Raw genomic sequence first — 17328 nt, 5'->3', positions numbered from 1 at the left:
CACAGAACCAGAAACCCCGGAGGTCCTAGTTTTATGCAAAACTTTCATGGTAAAACCCCTGCTCCTTGTATCGTCAATGAAGGCATACTTATTAACAGGACAGATATGCTTCGCGCCCTGGAAACACTCGAGAGCGTGAAATATACCTATATTGTCGATGGTGATCCCATCAATCAAGGTGAAGGGGTTGTTGTTAAAGTTTTTTCCAGCCCCGACACCGCAACACTCGTTGTAAACGGCTGCCTATTCTTGAATATCCTTAGTTTTAATTATGTGCGTTTTCACACGCAAGATAACGGCACGGCAACGCTTGAGCTGGTCGAGGATACGCGAATCCTGCAATTGGTCCCGATAGAAGACGAACCCAAGCGGATAACCAGGATTAGTCGTGAGGTCTTCACTACCAGCCGCTTTGACGACGAAACACCGGCTGAGCTTTTTGAAGACGGCGACGACGACGAACGCTTGTAGCAAAAAGAAAAGCAAATACTTGGGGAAAAAGAAGGGCGGAAATATTTCCGCCCTTCGCTATTGTGTTGTTTCGCACTCTTCGCGTTTGCTCATCTTAAGCCACGCTCTTTAAAAAGAACGTCACGATCAATGCGCCCGCTGAACGCTACGCTTACGACGCCGCTTTGAACTGGTCCGGTGATACCGGTTCAAGTTTCATCTTGCCAGAGATCAGGTCTTGGACAACCTGCTGGGCTTTCTCAAGCTGTACATCCGTCTTATCGGTTTTCTTGAACTTAACTATGACATCCGGCTTAATGCCCTTCTTATGGATCATTCTGCCTGCCGGTGTGAGGTAGTGATCGGTCGTAAGCAAAATGCCGGAACCATCCGATAACCTGATAACGGTTTGCACCGATGCTTTACCAAACGTCGTCGTACCGACAATAACCGCGCGCTTGTAATCTTGCAGTGCGCCCGAGACGATCTCTGATGCACTCGCGCTTCCCTTGTCTACCAGGACAACAACCGGGGTCGTGGTATCCGCCCCACCCGTTGCATCGCGGGAATCAATTTGACCGGTTTTCGATTTTATCTTTACGATCGGGCCCGACTGGATAAACTGGCTGCCGACGTTAACCGCCTCATCGACAATACCGCCCGGATTTTGTCTGAGATCAAGAATGAAGCCCTTCATTCCCTCTCCGCTAAGCTTATCAAATTCCTTTTTAAGATCCTCACCGGTACGCTGGTTAAACTGCTCGATACGGGCATACCCGACTTGGTTCTTGAGCATTTTTGATGTAACGTTTGGAACATTAATCTGCTCGCGCACCAGGGTAAATGTGAGCAGCTTTTTCTCGCCCTCGCGCCGTATGGTAAGTGTTACCTTTGTGCCGGCTTTACCCTTAATCAGTTTTACAGCTGACTCCTGATCCATGCCGCGCGTTGCCTTGTCGCCGATCTTTACGATGACATCGTTTGCTTTTATGCCGGCGCGCGCTGCCGGTGTGCCCTCAATCGGCTTGACCACAACGAGTTCTTTGGTTTTGCCCTCACTCACCACAACACCGATGCCGTCGAAGTGACCGCTCGTCTCTTCGTTAAACGCCTTAAAATGTGTTGCGTCCAAGTAGTGTGTAAACGGATCGCCAATTGCATCGACCATGCCCTGGACTGCACCGTTGACAAGTTTTCGATCTGAAACCGGGTCGACATATGCGTGGTCGATGATTTGTAATACTTCTCCAACCTTATCGACCGAGGGGATATCGCTTGCATAATCTTGAGCATAGCGCTGCTCTATTGATTTGCCGAGGAACATGCCTCCCGCAAACGACGAGAATACTACGAGCACCGCAAGAATTATAATGGCGGCGACTAGGGTTTTTCTTTCCAAAGTTCTAACACCTCATCTAATAGCATTTGTTTCAGTATAAGCAAAAACATGGATTACTTCTAGCACAAATATGTGCATTTACTTCGAGGAAAACATGCAAGACGTTAGCTAGTACCAGCTCATAGGATTTTGTGGCTCGCCATCCTTGCGAACTTCGAAGTGCAGGTGCGGCCCGGTGGAAAGACCGGTTGAACCGATCCTACCGATATTGCTGCCACGCGAAACGGACTCCCCTTCTGAAACCAGTATAGCGGATAGGTGGCCGTACAGCGTGCTAATGCCGTTACCATGCGCGATGATGACGGTTTGACCGTAGCCCTTAAGCGTTCCTGCCTGGATAACCACACCATCATCTGCTCCAAGAACCGACTGGCCGTACGGTGCGCCAATATCTACTCCGGTATGCATACGCATGGTGTGCAGAATCGGATGCATCCTCATGCCGAACGATGAGGTAACATAACCATCGGTCGGCCATTCAAACCCGCCCGCACCGGCCGGCCTCGATACTTTTCGTCCAACGCGGTTTTTTACACTGCGTTCGAGTTGTCGTATCTTCGAAACAAGGCTGTTTGATTCATTAAGCAGTACGTCTTCCGCAAGCTCATACGCCGCCCTATCATTTTTAATCTGCGAGAGTAGCGATTGTTTCTTGTTAATTTCGCCCTGAAGCGCCAGCTTTTGCGACCGCTTGGCATCGGTAAGCGTTTTGATGTAACGCTCTTGATCGATCAGCTGGATTCTTTCGGTGTTAACGGACGCTTTATCCTGCTCAACCTGGGCCTTCTTCTCCTCAAATGCGCGCTTGGTATCCTCAAAACGCTTTATAATGCTTACATCCTGGTCGACGATGAATTCCAAAAAGCGAATCCGATTAAGCAGATTTACGAAATCACTCGAATTAAGGATGAAATCTAAATAACTGGTATTGCCTCGTATGTAAATCTGCTGCATGCGGTGGTCAAGCGTGCCTTTTTGCTCGGTAAGCCTTGCTTGGGTGCGGTCGAGTTCTTGTTGCGTATTCCATAATTCAGCTTGCAGCGCTGTAAGCTGGTTCTCTGTCTTGCCGCGCTGTGAGCTTACCTTCTCCAGCTCCCCATCGAGCCGGTCGTATTCTTTTTGGACAACGTTGATCCGGTTGTCTACAGAGTCTATTTGTCCGACGAGCTGCTGCTCGCGCACTTTCGTCTCTTTGATTTTATTGCGCGTCTGAGTAAGTTTACTCTTAACAGTGCCTAATTGGTTACGTTTCTTGGAGAGCTCGGATGAGTGGGCAGGCGCAGTGAACAAGCCAAGTACAAGCGCTACTATAATTAATGCTGTTGTTTTGTGCCGTAAAGAAGTAGTTGAAATCATGGCGCACCTTAGACTTAGTTAATCACTGATAAAAGGACAAGTCAACCAGGCGCCAACTCAATTACCAACCGTATTAGCAGCTAAAACGGCTGCATTGCGCAACAAAAAAGAGCGCACGGTATGTGCGCTCTTTTAATTGTTATTTTTCTGTAACTTTATACTTTCAAATAGCGCCGCAAAGCAAGCGAGCTTCCCATTGCGCCAATAACAATGCCTATGATGATGAGCCCGAAGACTAACTGATAGAACTGTGAGCCGCCGGATTGCATCGGCAAGAAAACAAGGACGCGTTGTATCTGTTCTATGACGGTAACCTTTACGACATAAAGCAACGATATCGCTATGGTAGCGCCGATTATGCCCTGCATAATGCCCTCAAGCAAAAACGGCCAGCGGATAAACCAGTTTGATGCACCTACAAGACGCATAATTGCAACTTCTTTGCGCCGCGCGTAAATGGCCAAGCGAATGGCGTTAGCTATCAGCACGAGCGACGTGAATGCCAGGAGACTGGCGAACGCTATACCGATCCACCGCGCCATCTTTGTAAACGCAAAAAGCCGCTCGACCGTCTGACGATCGTGCCTGATATCCTCTATCTCTGACCGGCCTTTTAGCTTCTTGACTATAGCATCGGCCCTCTGAGGATCCTTCATGGAAACTTCCAGTGATGCCGGAAGCGGATTGCCCTCCAGCATGTCGAGCATATCGGTGTCTTTAAACTCCTTGCGCAGCCGCTCAAGCGCCTGATCTTTCGATACGTACTTTACCTGTTTTACCTCGGGCCACGACATAATCTCGCTCTGCAGCGCCTGAACCGACTCGGCCGGTATGCCCTCGGCCAGAAACGCGACAACCTCTACCTTCTGCTCCGTCATCTTCATCCAGTCGTTTACGGTAAATGCGATAAGCATAAAAAATCCCATGACAAGCAGAGAGAGCGTAACAGTGGTGATTGCGGCTATACTGATAACCCAATTCTTTTTAAAACTTAACAGTGATTCCTTCAAGAAATAGAACGGACGAAATGACATGGTAGATACCCCTTATTACTCTTCATAACCGTAGACACCGCGTTGCTGATCGCGAATTAGCACGCCCTCTTCGAGTGCGAGAACTCGCTTGCGCATGTTGTCGACCATCTCGCGATCGTGCGTGGCGATAAGCACGGTTGTCCCGGTTCTATTGATTTTATTCAAGAGCGCCATAATGTCGCTCGAAGTTGCCGGATCGAGGTTTCCGGTTGGCTCGTCCGCAAGGATTATCGCCGGCCGGTTAACAAAGGCTCGCGCAATGGAAACACGCTGCTGCTCGCCGCCGGAGAGTTCATCCGGGTAGCTGCTGCCCTTATCTTCGAGACCTACGAGCCTGAGTACCTCGGGTACCTGTGCCTTAATTACACGAGTCGGTTTACCTATAACTTCTAGAGCAAACGCGACGTTTTCGTATGTAGTCTTACCTGGTAGAAGCTTGTAATCCTGAAACACACAGCCGATATTACGGCGGAGTTGTGATATCCGCCAGCGCCGCATAGCAACGATATCGTGATTGGCGATAAATATATCACCTTGTGTAGGAATAAGCTCCCTCAGAAGCAGTCGTATAAATGTGGATTTTCCGCAACCCGAAGGACCGACTAAAAATACGAATTCACCTCGGTCGATATCAACATTGACATCGCGCAAGGCAGGCCGTTGACCTCCCTTGTACTTCATGGTTACGTCTTTCATCTTAATCATGGAATAATCACTCCCAAATCGGTATCCTACCTGAATGTTGGGCATAAATCAAAGGCTATCGGTAATCTGCTATAGCTTACAAAAGCTTAACCTAGAAGGCCTTGTGCCGCTTGGGAGATATCTTTGCTGGTAAGCCCGAAGTACTCAAGCAGCTCGTCGGGCTCACCCGAACGGCCGAATACATCCTTGATGCCGATATGCGTCATCGGTACCGGGCATTGTTTGCACAGAACTTCTGCAACTGCGCTTCCTAAACCACCTATAATGCTATGTTCTTCTGCTACGACAACTTTTTTCGTCTTTGAAGCGGATGCAAGAATTGTGTCGGTGTCGAGCGGTTTTATCGTGGAGACATTTATAACTTCAGCACTGATGCCGGCTTCCGCCAGGCTTTCAGCGGCTTTTAAACTCTCATCGACCATAATTCCGGTCGCAAAGATTGAGACGTCGGAGCCTTCCCGTACGAGAAGCGCTTTACCTGGTACGAACTCATACGATTCATCGTAGAGTGTCGGAACTGTTGCGCGACCGAGACGAATGTATACCGGGCCGTCGATCTCAACCGATTTTTTTATCGCCGCTTTTGCCTCGTAGTAATCGGCCGGAGCGATGACCGTCATCCCCGGGATTACCCTCATCAGAGCGATATCTTCAATCGTCTGGTGTGACGCACCATCGGCGCCGACTGTGATGCCCGAGTGTGTCGGGCATAGCTTTACGTTGAGCCTTGGATAGGCGATGCTGTTTCGTACGATCTCAAACGCACGCCCCGTCGCAAACATCGCAAACGATCCGGTAAAACATATCTTCCCTGTTGTCGCCAGACCGGCCGCGACCGCCATCATATTCTGCTCGGCGACACCGCAATCGAAGAAACGCTCCGGAAAAGCGTTCTTAAACTTTATCGATGTGGTCGACTTTGCAAGATCGGCTTCCAGCACCACAATATTCCGATATTCGCGTCCCAGCTCTATTAACGTTTCGCCGTAGGCTTCACGTGTCGCTTTCTTTGTTGACATGTTTCTCCTCTTATCCAATCGGGCCTAGACACTCAAGTTCATAAAGCGCCTGTTCTACCTCGGCATCGCTTGGTGCCTTGCCGTGGAAGTCGACCTGACCTTCCATAAATGAAACGCACTTGCCTTTTATGGTGTTGGCAATAATCATCGTTGGTTTGCCTTTAACCGAGCGTGCTTCATCAAGTGCTTGAATAATATCTGCGATATTGTGGCCGTCGATTTCAATTGTATGCCAACCGAACGCCGTCCACTTGGCCGCCGCCGGTTGAATATCGACGATATCGCTTACCAGACCGTCTATCTGCATATTATTATAGTCGAGAATGCCGACTAAGTTATCGAGTTTATGCTGGGCGGCAAACATGCTGGCCTCCCAGATGATGCCCTCCTGGCTTTCACCGTCCCCGATGAGCGCATACACGTGCGAGGACTTATTATCCAACCTGCACCCAAGCGCCATACCAACCGCAGTCGCAAAACCCTGGCCGAGACTGCCGGTAGATATTTCAACACCGGGGGTCTTTCGCATATCCGGATGACCCTGCAGGTGACTGTCGATTTTTCGAAGTGTCCATAAATCATCAACCGGGAAATACCCGCTTTCGGCGAGCGCGGCGTAGAGCACCGGCGCGGCATGTCCCTTACTCAATACGAAACGGTCGCGATCAGACCAATTCGGCTGATCGGGTTTATGGTTCATTTCATAGAAGTAGAGCGTGGCGACAATATCAGCCGCCGAGAGCGACCCACCGGGGTGGCCCGAGCGCGCCATACCTACCATCTTAACAATATCCACGCGAAGTTTTCGCGCCTTTGCTTCGAGAGCTTCGATCAGCTCTTGGCCCTCAAGTGCGGCATATGTAACCAAAACAACTCCTCTTTCAAGCGACGAACTGCTTAAACCCTTCGCCAACGACCTCATAGACATCTGAAATGATGACGAACGCCTGCGGGTCGATAGCGTGTACAATTCGCTTCAGCTGTTCAACCTGGCGCCGTTCAACAACGCAAAATATTGTATCACGATGCTCGCCCGTATAGTAACCCTTGCTTTTGAGGGCAGTCGCGCCGCGCTGCATATCAACCAGGATCGCCGAAGCAATTTCATCGGTATGCCGAGAAAAAATATATGCCGCTTTCTCTACGCTCAAGCCCTCTTGTATGTAGTCGATAACACGGCCCATTACGATAACCGCGATCATACCGTACAGCGCGAGCTTCAAGCCGAAGACTGCAGCTGCTGTTAGCATAACAAAACCGTCGGCAAGTAAAAAGAGCTGTCCTAGGCCCAGATTGCTGTAACGCTGCAAAATCTGCGCCACAATATCGGTACCACCGGTATTGCCACCGTTCTTAAATACGAGCCCCATGCCGATGCCTGACAAAATTCCACCATAGAGCGTTGTGATAATCGGGTCACCCGTCACCACGAACGCCCGCACGAGCGGCATAATCGCATCAACGGCAAACGAGAGACCGAACGCTCCGTATATCGTCTTCATGCCATACTTCCAGCCGTTAAGTCCGGTTCCGATCGCAAAGAGTAAAACGTTGATGATGGCCATCGTAATGCCTATACCAAAACCGAATCTATAATGTAAAACGGTCGCAAAACCACTGACACCGCCGGCAGCCAACCTGTTTGGAATTAAAAACACGTCCAGGGCGATTGCCGTTATCAGTATGCCGACCGTTATGCCGAAATACTCGTATAGGATTCGTCCGACCGAGGGCTTCACTAATCCCGCAGCCTTGCGCAACGGCAGCGCAGGATTCCTGCGGGCAGCTCGCGCAAATGTGAGAAACCTCGTCTTTACCCCATCAAAACCACCCCCGTTGATATTTTCATACAAAGATATACAAAGTTAGGGGCCCCGCTTTTGGGACCCCCGGATTACATGCAATTAGTACATGGTCTTCTATTTATTTACTATACCTCACAATATGACCTATTTTCCAGCTGATACCACGAGCTGCCCCCGTTCGACAAGCACTTTCGTCACTTTCATACCGAATGGTAAGTTACTCACCGGCAGCCCGATCGGTATTTCGTGAACCCAATTCCGGGCGGCGACCTCTCCGATTTTCCTCAGCTCTTTCACCACATCATTCGAGGGCGTGCTAGTATCGTCAAACTTTGCGTCCTGCGGTTCCAGGACAAGCCGGTCGCCGGTAATCCTCGGAACAAAGCTAACTTGGACCTTCCCCAGCATTTCGACTTTTGCCATCGCTGTAATCAGGTTCGGGTAAAGCCGTAGCGGCCACCCTTTAAGATCGGGATACTTCTCTGCTACATAACGATTAATCCCGGCCTGGTCGAAAACGATCCGCGCATCCGCTTCGCGGATGCTCTTTAGTTTAGAGCCTTTCTTATTCAAAATGGTACCCGCGACATCGAACTTAACATCATGCAAGATAACAACCAGGCTCTTCGGCGTAATACCGTCAAACCCGCAATGCGGGCATTCGATATAGACCTCGTCAATGGAGCCGCGCACGAGCTTTAACATACTTGAATCGATTCTGACATAGGCGTTGTCTTTTACGCCATAATCATGCCTGATAGTATCGACGACTGCGGATTGTATAACGCTGTTGGTAAGAGCGGGCACGACGATAACGAACAAGAATCCGAGAATTACGATGATCGGTATAAGAATAGCGATTGTCGGTACCTTTCTCATGCCCAGCTCCTAGTGTCGCGTATGCCGTTTTGCAAGATAATCCAGGACGGCTTCAACGGATGTGTTTAGTATCTGTTCGGCTGGCAAACCCACATCAAATGCTAAGGCGGCAGCATACATGACGTCGCCGACCTGAGTATAAATATGGGCGTCGCTACTTAATATTATAGGCACGGCTTGCTCTTTGGCAAAACGAGCGATTGCTTCATCGGTCTCGTAGGCAAACTCCCTGCTGCTTGCAGGCAAAAACGAACTATTGTTAAGCTCGAGCGCCATGCCGGCTTGCGCGGCCACTTCGACCACGGGCTCCGGCTTGATGGGAAACTTCATGTTACCGGGATGAACGATGGCATCTATCACCGGGTTTTGAATCGCTCGGATCAGCGTCTCGGTATTTTTTTTGGCGGTAGTGCTTTCATAGCCGCAGCTCGGGTGAAAACCGGCGAGTACTATATCAAGATGTTCGAGATAATCTAATGGCAGGTCGATCTCCCCTGCCTCGTTAATGATATTAGCCTCGATTCCCCGCAAAATGCGAACGCCGTGAAGCTCGGGCGGCATGATTCGCAAATTCCAGAAATGATAGCGGTGCGCTCCACCGGGCAAACACGGGCCGTGGTCGGTAATTGCAACCATTTTTAAGCCGCGTTTCGCCGCCTCACGGGTGATTTCATCGACCGTGCTGTATGCGTGCCCGCTGGCGACCGTATGGACGTGTAGATCGGCTTCTATTGTATACGCAATCGTGTTCATAACTACCCTTGCCCGCCGGCTGCTTTGAGCACCCTTTGGCGGTGATACTCGATGATAAAATCATCGATCTCTCCATCAAGTACCGCCTGCACATCGCCCTTCTCGAGACCGGTTCGGTGATCCTTTGCAAGCTGGTACGGATGCAACACGTACGAGCGAATCTGGCTGCCGAACGCGATGTCTCTCTTAGCCTTATAGCGCTCGGTTTCCTCCCGCGCCTTTTCATCCTGTATGCGTTCATACAGCCGGGCTTTTAAAATCAGTAAAGCCGTCTCTTTATTCTTTGTTTGCGAGCGCTCGTTCTGGCACTGGGCAACAACACCGGTCGGGATATGCGTAATCCGCACGGCCGAGTCGGTGACGTTTACATGCTGGCCGCCCGCGCCGGTTGAGCGAAACGTCTCTATACGCAGGTCGGTCGGCTCGATAGTCATATCGATGTCCTGGTCGACCTTCGGAATAATGTCGATCGAGGCGAATGACGTATGCCTGCGACTGCTAAAATCAAACGGCGATATTCGCACCAAACGATGTACGCCCCGCTCAGACTGCAAATATCCGTAAGCATATTTGCCGTCGATGGTAACTGTTGCGGTTTTAATGCCGGCTTCCTCGCCCGGAACATACTCGTTGATGTTGACCTCAAAACCTTTGCTTCGCGCCCACTGAATCACCATGCGCATGAGCATCTCCGCCCAGTCCTGCGACTCAGTGCCGCCCGCGCCGGGATAGAACGTTGCGATGGCGCCGTGGCTATCCATAGGGTCGGTAAACCAGCTTCTCAGCTCCAGCTCATCGACAAAACGTTTAAGCTTGGTGAGCCGGCTTTCGGCTTCCGTCCCGAGCGCCTCATCGTTTTCCGAAGTAGCGAGTTCGTTCATAACGTCGAGCTCCTCAGTCTCATCTCTCGCCTGCCCCCAGGTGGAGATATCGTCTTTGAGGTCACTAAGATGTGACATAACCTTCTGGGCAGCTTCCTGATCGTCCCAGAAACCGGGCTTTGCGGCCTCGGTTTCGAGCTTTACGACCTGCTCCCGTTTGCCGTCTATGTCAAAGATAATCCTTAATATTTGTAATTTTTTCGCTTATTTCCGCAATGCGTTCGGCTAAATCAACAACCAATACCTTCACCCTTCTACGACGCCTCTAGACCACAGCATTTTTTATACTTCTTACCGCTTCCGCACGGGCATGGATCGTTACGGCCGACTTTCCCATCGTTCCTAACCGGTTTCGGCGGTGCCGAATCAGAACCGCCACCAGTCGTGACCATCGCCTTCTGTTTCGGCCGAACCGACTCTTCCTGAACCACCTGGATATGGAACATATATTGGAGCACATCTTCTTTGATCGCCTCGATCATGCCGTTAAACATATTGAAGCCCTCGTTTTTGTACTCGATTAACGGGTCGCGCTGGCCGATCGCACGAAGACCGATACCCTCTTTGAGATAATCCATCTCGTAGAGATGCTCGCGCCACTTATTATCGATGACTTCGAGCATGACAAGCCGCTCGAGGTCGCGCATGATATCGGGTGTTAGCTCAGCCTCTCGCGCTTCATAGCGGGCTTTTGCCGCATCCGCCAGCCGGTCGATGAGCTCTTCTTGATCGATTTTCGTGATATCGATGTCATCTTTACCCCACCCAAGCGGGAACAACTGATTAATATATGAGAGAAGACCTTCCCAATCCCATTCCTCCGGGTATTGGGCTTCATTTGTAAAGGCCATAACTGCCGCACGCATAACATCGTCGATCATGTCTCCGATGCGCTCATGTAGGTCCGCGCCTTCAAGGACGCGCAGGCGCTCTTCATAGATGAGCTCGCGCTGCTTGTTCATGACATCGTCATACTCGAGAACGTGCTTTCGCATACTGAAGTTTTGCGATTCTACCTGCTTCTGCGCCGTTTCGATTGATTTCGAAATGAGCGAATGCTCAATCGGCTGGTCATCCGGCACGCCGAGGCGCTCCATGATGCTGCCGATGCGGTTTGAACCGAAGAGACGCATCAAATCGTCTTCGAGCGAGAGAAAGAACTGGCTCGAACCCGGGTCGCCTTGGCGACCTGCACGGCCTCGCAACTGATTGTCGATTCGCCGCGACTCGTGGCGTTCGGTACCGATGATATGCAAGCCGCCGGCCTCGCACACTTCTCTCGCTTCTTCCGCATCCTGCGGATTGCCGCCGAGGATAATGTCGACACCTCGACCGGCCATGTTGGTTGCGATTGTAACCGCACCCTTACGGCCCGCCTGCGCGATAATTTCAGCCTCGCGCTCGTGGTACTTGGCGTTAAGGACTTCGTGGGCTATACCGCGGCGTTTGAGCATCTTGCTCAAACGTTCGCTGTTTTCAATAGAGATAGTGCCAACGAGAATCGGCTGACCTACCTTATTCCGCTGAACTATGTCTTCGATAACCGCTTTGAACTTGATGTCTTCGTTCTTATAGATGGAATCGGCCATGTCGTCCCTGACCATCGGTTGGTTCGTTGGGATTATGACGGTTTCCAGCTTATAGATATGCATGAACTCGTCCGCTTCGGTCGACGCCGTACCGGTCATACCGGCAAGCTTACCGTACATGCGAAAGTAGTTCTGCAAAGTAATCGTTGCGAGCGTCTGGTTTTCCTCGCGGATCCTCACGCCCTCTTTTGCCTCGATCGCCTGGTGAAGGCCCTCGCTATAGCGCCTGCCGTCCATTAAACGACCGGTGAACTCATCAACGATGATGACCTCGCCGTCTTTGACGATATAGTCGACGTCTTTCTTAAACAGCGCGTGCGCCCGAAGCGCCTGTTGCAGGTGATTAACCAGCTGGCTGTTGATGTGATCGTACATATTCTCGATGCCGAGCGCCTCTTCAACGCGGCCGACACCGTCTTCGGTAATCGAAACCGCACGATGCTTCTCATCAACCTCGAAGTCACGGCCTTTCTTGAGACGCGGTACGATGCGTGCGAACGTATAATAGGTGTCCGCCGATTGCTCCGGTTGACCGGAGATAATGAGCGGTGTTCGCGCCTCGTCGATAAGGATGCTATCCACCTCATCGACGATGGCATAACCGTGGCCCCGCTGCGCTCGCTCGCTTATATGCGAAATCATGTTGTCACGCAGGTAATCGAAGCCAAACTCACTGTTCGTACCGTAGGTAATGTCGGCCTTGTACGCGTCGACGCGCAACACCGGCGGCATATCGTTTTGCAGCAGGCCGACCTTAAGCCCTAAAAACTCGTAGATCTGCCCCATCCACTCGCTGTCACGCCTGGCGAGATAATCGTTAACAGTAACAACGTGTACACCCTTGTCTTTCAGGGCATTTAAATACACGGGAAGTGTCGCAACGAGCGTTTTACCTTCACCGGTTCGCATCTCGGCGATTTTCCCCTCGTGAAGGACGATGCCGCCCATGATCTGCACGTCAAAGTGGCGCATACGAAGTACCCGCTTGCCCGCCTCGCGGACAACTGCAAATGCCTCCGGGAGAATATCGTCCAGCGTTTCACCCTCGATAAGACGCTGTTTAAACTCATCCGTTTTGCCTTTCAGTTCGGCATCGGAAAGCTTTTCTATCTCGGGCTCCCAGGCGTTTACCCACGCCACTTTTTCTTCTAATAGTTTTAATTTTTTGCCTTCTCCCATACGGAGAACGCGCTCTAATGCTTTTAACAATGTTATTCAACTCCACATCTAGAACAAAATAGTTCCGTGTAAACAATACGGTATTGTAACACGTTTTACAGGGACGGTCATTGGCGGGAAGTACAAAATATTCGCGATAATTACCCTATTGTTCCTGGTAAAACTAAGGACATACAAGGCAGTCGCTGGGAGAGCGCTTTTACAATAGACGCTTTTAACAAGCTCAAATTACAGTCCCTGCAAAACGAAGATGTCGAAGTTAGGCCGGCGGAGCGCGGGCAAAACCGGCAGCGACCGGTGAACTACTGGCTGCGAGCGTGCGAGGATGGGCGACGAATGCCCGCGAATTCTGAGCGAAAACCTCATGCCCGGTATGTGCCGCATGCATTGATGAGCGTTGTTCGGATGCATGGCGCACGTGCAGCTTATCCGCATACCTTATGAGCTTTAAGAGAAGTAGCTGGTTTTGATAGCTTTCGGAAAGAGCCGTTTCGGATTTTTCACCGGCGGCTTTACGATCAGGTTCGATCATGGCGATGCCGCTCTGAAGGTCGACTCCAAATCGAGCGGTAGCCGGTGGCGCACAGCTTAAAACACTTAAAACGGCGAAAACTGTGATGGCGAAATAGAGTCTTTGGTTATTGTGACTCGTAATTGAATTCGTCATACTACCTTTTTACCACATATCAACTGACAAACTCCATCAACTTGCCCCGTTTTTTCAAAAGGTTGACGAGTGCGCGCACCACTTTCGGGTCAAACGTAATGCCCTGGTCCCCCTTGATATTGCTAATAGCTTGATATGGGGTTAGGCGATCGGCCGAGCTATCGGTTTTAGTGAGCCGGTCGAAACGGCTTGCGACATTTATGATGCGCGCTCCAAGCGGCACCACATCGGTACGGCGTACCTTATCGTATGGTATGTGGTGCTTGCGCACCATATCCGCGGCGTCTTGCAGGAAATCAACTTGCTCGACAACCTCAGCCCCGATAATTGCGTGCGGCGCTTCGCCGCTTCGCGCGCTTACGTTTTCGAGCAGCTGATCGAGCGAATCCTCATCAACACCGAGCATGCCGATATCATGCAAAAGCGCGGCATAGCCGATAAGCTCGAGTTCACGCCCGTGAATTCCAAGCTCTTTGGCGATATCGACGGAATAGTTAGCGACGCGCCTGCCGTGCCCGCTGCGCTTTGAGTTTTGTGCCTCAATCGCGTTCGAGAGCGCTTCAATCGTTTTACGATATACTTTGCGGATATCCAGATACGATTTAAATGAGAGCCGCGTTACGAGCAATGGGACGAAGAAGAGAACCAGGCTCCAATAGCCCATCCCCTTGTACATGGTAGCAAGAAGCACGCCAAGCGAAGACAGCGAGAGATAGATGGGACCGAGGAATTTCGCAGATGAAACCAAACCCGGGAAGTACGGGGTTCCGCGCCTGATCGCTATGGTCAGCTGATCAAAGCCGAGATCGACAATCGAGTACACAACACATAACAGTGCAAGCGAAACGATGCCGAATACGGGCTCCACATTACCCGGTCTGCCCCCAATCGTATAGAACATATACGCCGCCATAAACGCAGTAATAATCTTGAGCGAGAGCGGGTAGGCTGCGCTACCGAGTTCGAATGACACCTGTTTGATGAGCATTGCTACCAGAATACCGCTGATAATTATTACGATGACATCCGTAAACGGGAATAAGACAATGCTCGCGATAATTACCGCCGTATCGATGTGAAGCTTGCCGCCCTGCGGCAGCCTGACATCAAGCAGCCTGCTCGTCGCAACGGCGACAGCAAAAACCGCCACACTCATTATGTGCGCCGTCGAAAATCTCGGCAGGAAAACGCCAATAAAGGCCGCGCCGAGCAATATCATTGATGTCTTAAGCAAGAGTAGTCTGTACTGGGTCCTCGACTGCAATTGTAAGCTGCAACTCCTCAATATCAGGTTTTTCCGCTTCTAAAGATATTCCCATGGCTTTGATAAACGCTTGCACGATCTGCTGATCGAACTGACTACCGCTACAGCGCTCCAACTCTACCGCAGCTTCTTCAAAACTAAGCGCGGGACGGTATGGGCGGGTCGATGTCATAGCGTCGAAACTATCAGCAACGGTCATAATGCGCGCGAGCAGCGGTATCCTATCCCCCGCTAAGCCCGAAGCATAACCGCGACCATTCAAGTGTTCGTGGTGATAAAAGACCGCGGGGATGGCATCTGCAAGAAAATCGATATCGCCGATAATCTCCGCGCCGATCTGCGGGTGTGTTTTAATGCGACCGAATTCGTCATCGCTCAAGCGACCCGGCTTATTTAAGATACGCCGTGCGATACCGATTTTTCCTATGTCGTGCAAGAGAGCGGCGTAGCGCAAGGTTTCAATCTTGTTGTCGGGGAGTTTGAGTTCACGCGCAATCGCCTCGGCGTACTGGGCAACGCGCTCCGAGTGGCCCCGCGTGTACGGGTCTTTTGCTTCAAGCGCCTGCACCAAGATGCTGACGGTGTCGACGTAGGCGCCTCGAAGCTGCATGTAGACCATAAACGTCTGCCGCGAGATGAGCAGCGGCACGACAAGAAGGATGATGCTGGCCGGCCCCGATGACGCGTAAATCTGCGCCAGGATAATACCGAGCACGCCGAGCGCGTAATAGTTCGGGATCAACCACTGGAAGTTATAGCGCCAGGTATTAACCACCGGTTCATCGTAAAGAAAGCCTACTGCGAGCGCGATCAGCGATGTGTTGGTAAAGAAAAACACCGTGCACGATAAGATGAACGGTGCGATGATAAACGGAAAGTCGCTTGCCCCGATGTGGCCGATTGCGCCCCCCGCCAGCTTATACGTAAAACCGGCGGCGCACCCCGAAACCACATAGTTGCAAGCGCTAAAGAGCATCTTATACCAGCCGATTTTATGCTTGATATCGTTGATATTTAAAATGGTAATCGTGCTCGCAAGAATCGCAGCAACCGGCCCAAAGAGAACGATTGCAGCAAAAATGATTGCAAAGCTTACGGTGATGAACGCCTTTTTGGGAAGTTGGATGGCGAAAGAATCCGCGATGAAAATGAGCAGCGCAAAGAAAGCGACCTCTAACCACGGTAGTGCCGGTTTTGTTGCTAGACTCATGACCAGAACTACGAACGCCGCTACGTAAATGCTATAGAAGAATACCCTGGCCTCTACTGGAACACTTTTCACATTTTTTGCTTTGTAGATGTTTGTAAGAAAAAAGGACCGACATCGATATCTAAAAACTACCCAAGCCTACCGCCGGCACTACCAGCAATAATTAAGCTCGCAAGTGCGGCGAGAGTCAATAGAAAACGAGCCTTCATTGAAAGAGACCTCCTCTTAGGTTCTCTTCCCTTCTCCGCTAAAATATTGGAAAGGTACTTATCGCTCCGCTCACATAAACAGGGGTTCAACTCTTAAGTATTTGATAAATTCTACGTAAGCCCAGAATGTGATGCCGGTCCAAAGCTATGCGGTTATCAAGTTATCAAGTTATCAAGAAACTCAGGCGGCGGTTGACTGCATCCAGCACCGCACGCACAATCGACTCACGCTCGTCATCTCGTACAAGCGCACAGCCGACGAATGTTTCATCGCCCTCTAAGCTTAGTATAGCAATTAATACAATAACGGCCATATCTTTGCCGGTTTTTATTGCAGTAATATCTTCTAGCGCGAACCCATATGTATCGGGAACAATTTTCTCAATCGCATGAAGTGTTGCCCCTGCCACCAGGCGTAACCGTCCCATTTTCGATGGTACGCCCTCCTCGGCACCCTCATACTCTTTACCGTTAAACTCAAGCGTCACACTGACTCTCGCCCGCATGTTTAGAATCTCATGCTTAACTGCGATGAGCTTCGGCCTGGCTTTATTAAATGAGATTGCCTGGTTATTGATCTGGGCGATACTTATCTTGCGGTGGTTCAACGAAATGCCGTACTTGGCCATCAAGACCGATTCGATATCACGCGATAGCTGTTTGGGCCCTTTGATCGAGTTAGCCAGGATATGGACCTCTTGGATGGTTTGGTCGGTGCCGACCACAATGCGAGCGGCTTGTACGTCCTCGATCTGACAGAGTAAATTCTCGATCTCGTCGATAAGGTACGTCTCAATTATCGAACTCATTGGTGTCCTTTTCGTAATCGCTTCTGTGGCCCCGACTTCAAATAATCGCTAAATAATTCTGGATATTGTGTTGCATACATAAATACGGCAAGCTCAACGATAGATGCTCTTTTACTTGGT

16 protein-coding genes are annotated in these 17328 nt (G+C 50.6%); 1 reads left to right on the top strand and 15 read right to left on the bottom strand.

Annotation, left to right across the window (positions count from 1 at the left end; genetic code table 11):
- The first annotated feature begins 33 nt into the window (after nt 1-33).
- Complete coding sequence (locus VGK02_11890; GenBank protein ID HEY3375743.1) at nt 34-471, top strand: hypothetical protein; 438 nt, start codon at nt 34-36, stop codon at nt 469-471.
- Between the two features lie 151 nt (nt 472-622).
- Here the strand turns inward: VGK02_11890 and VGK02_11885 are convergent, their stop codons facing one another.
- The 15 genes from VGK02_11885 to VGK02_11815 form a co-directional block, all read right to left on the bottom strand.
- Complete coding sequence (locus VGK02_11885; GenBank protein ID HEY3375742.1) at nt 623-1849, bottom strand: S41 family peptidase; 1227 nt, start codon at nt 1847-1849, stop codon at nt 623-625.
- A gap of 108 nt (nt 1850-1957) precedes the next feature.
- Nucleotides 1958-3205: a peptidoglycan DD-metalloendopeptidase family protein gene (locus tag VGK02_11880; protein ID HEY3375741.1), complete on the bottom strand. Its 1248-nt coding sequence runs from the start codon at nt 3203-3205 to the stop codon at nt 1958-1960.
- Nucleotides 3206-3360: 155 nt separating this feature from the next.
- A complete protein-coding gene (gene ftsX, locus VGK02_11875) occupies nt 3361-4239 on the bottom strand; it encodes a permease-like cell division protein FtsX (GenBank protein HEY3375740.1) in 879 nt (292 codons plus the stop codon).
- A 15-nt stretch (nt 4240-4254) separates the two neighbouring features.
- Entirely contained in the window at nt 4255-4944 is a 690-nt protein-coding gene (ftsE, locus tag VGK02_11870) for a cell division ATP-binding protein FtsE (protein HEY3375739.1), read from the bottom strand.
- 86 nt (nt 4945-5030) lie between these two features.
- The gene (locus VGK02_11865; GenBank protein HEY3375738.1) at nt 5031-5963 is read right to left on the bottom strand and encodes a transketolase family protein; all 933 of its coding nucleotides are present in this window, start codon (nt 5961-5963) and stop codon (nt 5031-5033) included.
- A gap of 10 nt (nt 5964-5973) precedes the next feature.
- Complete coding sequence (locus tag VGK02_11860; GenBank protein ID HEY3375737.1) at nt 5974-6831, bottom strand: transketolase; 858 nt, start codon at nt 6829-6831, stop codon at nt 5974-5976.
- Between the two features lie 13 nt (nt 6832-6844).
- Complete coding sequence (locus VGK02_11855; GenBank protein HEY3375736.1) at nt 6845-7816, bottom strand: YitT family protein; 972 nt, start codon at nt 7814-7816, stop codon at nt 6845-6847.
- Between the two features lie 96 nt (nt 7817-7912).
- Nucleotides 7913-8647, bottom strand: coding sequence for a DUF2993 domain-containing protein (locus VGK02_11850; protein HEY3375735.1), 735 nt, complete (start codon nt 8645-8647; stop codon nt 7913-7915).
- A gap of 9 nt (nt 8648-8656) precedes the next feature.
- On the bottom strand, nt 8657-9400 hold the full coding sequence (locus VGK02_11845) for a phosphatase (protein ID HEY3375734.1): 744 nt from the start codon (nt 9398-9400) through the stop codon (nt 8657-8659).
- A gap of 2 nt (nt 9401-9402) precedes the next feature.
- Nucleotides 9403-10470 carry a peptide chain release factor 2 gene (prfB, locus tag VGK02_11840; protein ID HEY3375733.1) on the bottom strand — a complete coding sequence of 356 codons (1068 nt, stop codon included), beginning with the start codon at nt 10468-10470 and terminating at the stop codon, nt 9403-9405.
- Between the two features lie 65 nt (nt 10471-10535).
- Nucleotides 10536-13079 (bottom strand): preprotein translocase subunit SecA, encoded by a 2544-nt coding sequence (gene secA / locus VGK02_11835; GenBank protein HEY3375732.1) that lies wholly within the window; start codon nt 13077-13079, stop codon nt 10536-10538.
- A gap of 229 nt (nt 13080-13308) precedes the next feature.
- Nucleotides 13309-13716 carry a hypothetical protein gene (locus VGK02_11830; GenBank protein HEY3375731.1) on the bottom strand — a complete coding sequence of 136 codons (408 nt, stop codon included), beginning with the start codon at nt 13714-13716 and terminating at the stop codon, nt 13309-13311.
- Nucleotides 13717-13735: 19 nt separating this feature from the next.
- Nucleotides 13736-14980 (bottom strand): HD domain-containing phosphohydrolase, encoded by a 1245-nt coding sequence (locus VGK02_11825; GenBank protein ID HEY3375730.1) that lies wholly within the window; start codon nt 14978-14980, stop codon nt 13736-13738.
- Nucleotides 14943-16262 carry an HD-GYP domain-containing protein gene (locus VGK02_11820; protein HEY3375729.1) on the bottom strand — a complete coding sequence of 440 codons (1320 nt, stop codon included), beginning with the start codon at nt 16260-16262 and terminating at the stop codon, nt 14943-14945. The genes VGK02_11825 and VGK02_11820 overlap by 38 nt, the downstream gene beginning before the upstream one ends.
- Before the next feature lie 301 nt (nt 16263-16563).
- Complete coding sequence (locus tag VGK02_11815) at nt 16564-17208, bottom strand: hypothetical protein (GenBank protein HEY3375728.1); 645 nt, start codon at nt 17206-17208, stop codon at nt 16564-16566.
- Between the last annotated feature and the right edge of the window lie 120 nt (nt 17209-17328).

The sequence above is a fragment of the Candidatus Aquicultor sp. genome (assembly GCA_036504445.1).
Taxonomy (GTDB): Bacteria; Actinomycetota; Aquicultoria; order Aquicultorales; family Aquicultoraceae; genus DASXVE01.
The sequence above is the reverse complement of the archived record's forward strand: the minus strand, read 5'-3'. Positions and strand labels throughout refer to the sequence as shown.

What these genes read in the sequence shown, in the direction of transcription:
- VGK02_11890 (HEY3375743.1), top strand. Translation starts at nt 34, where the DNA reads ATGCAAAACTTTCATGGTAAAACCCCTGCTCCTTGTATCGTCAATGAA.
- VGK02_11880 (HEY3375741.1), bottom strand. Translation starts at nt 3,205, where the DNA reads ATGATTTCAACTACTTCTTTACGGCACAAAACAACAGCATTAATTATA.
- ftsX (HEY3375740.1), bottom strand. Translation starts at nt 4,239, where the DNA reads ATGTCATTTCGTCCGTTCTATTTCTTGAAGGAATCACTGTTAAGTTTT.
- ftsE (HEY3375739.1), bottom strand. Translation starts at nt 4,944, where the DNA reads ATGATTAAGATGAAAGACGTAACCATGAAGTACAAGGGAGGTCAACGG.
- VGK02_11865 (HEY3375738.1), bottom strand. Translation starts at nt 5,963, where the DNA reads ATGTCAACAAAGAAAGCGACACGTGAAGCCTACGGCGAAACGTTAATA.
- VGK02_11850 (HEY3375735.1), bottom strand. Translation starts at nt 8,647, where the DNA reads ATGAGAAAGGTACCGACAATCGCTATTCTTATACCGATCATCGTAATT.
- VGK02_11845 (HEY3375734.1), bottom strand. Translation starts at nt 9,400, where the DNA reads ATGAACACGATTGCGTATACAATAGAAGCCGATCTACACGTCCATACG.
- VGK02_11830 (HEY3375731.1), bottom strand. Translation starts at nt 13,716, where the DNA reads ATGACGAATTCAATTACGAGTCACAATAACCAAAGACTCTATTTCGCC.
- VGK02_11815 (HEY3375728.1), bottom strand. Translation starts at nt 17,208, where the DNA reads ATGAGTTCGATAATTGAGACGTACCTTATCGACGAGATCGAGAATTTA.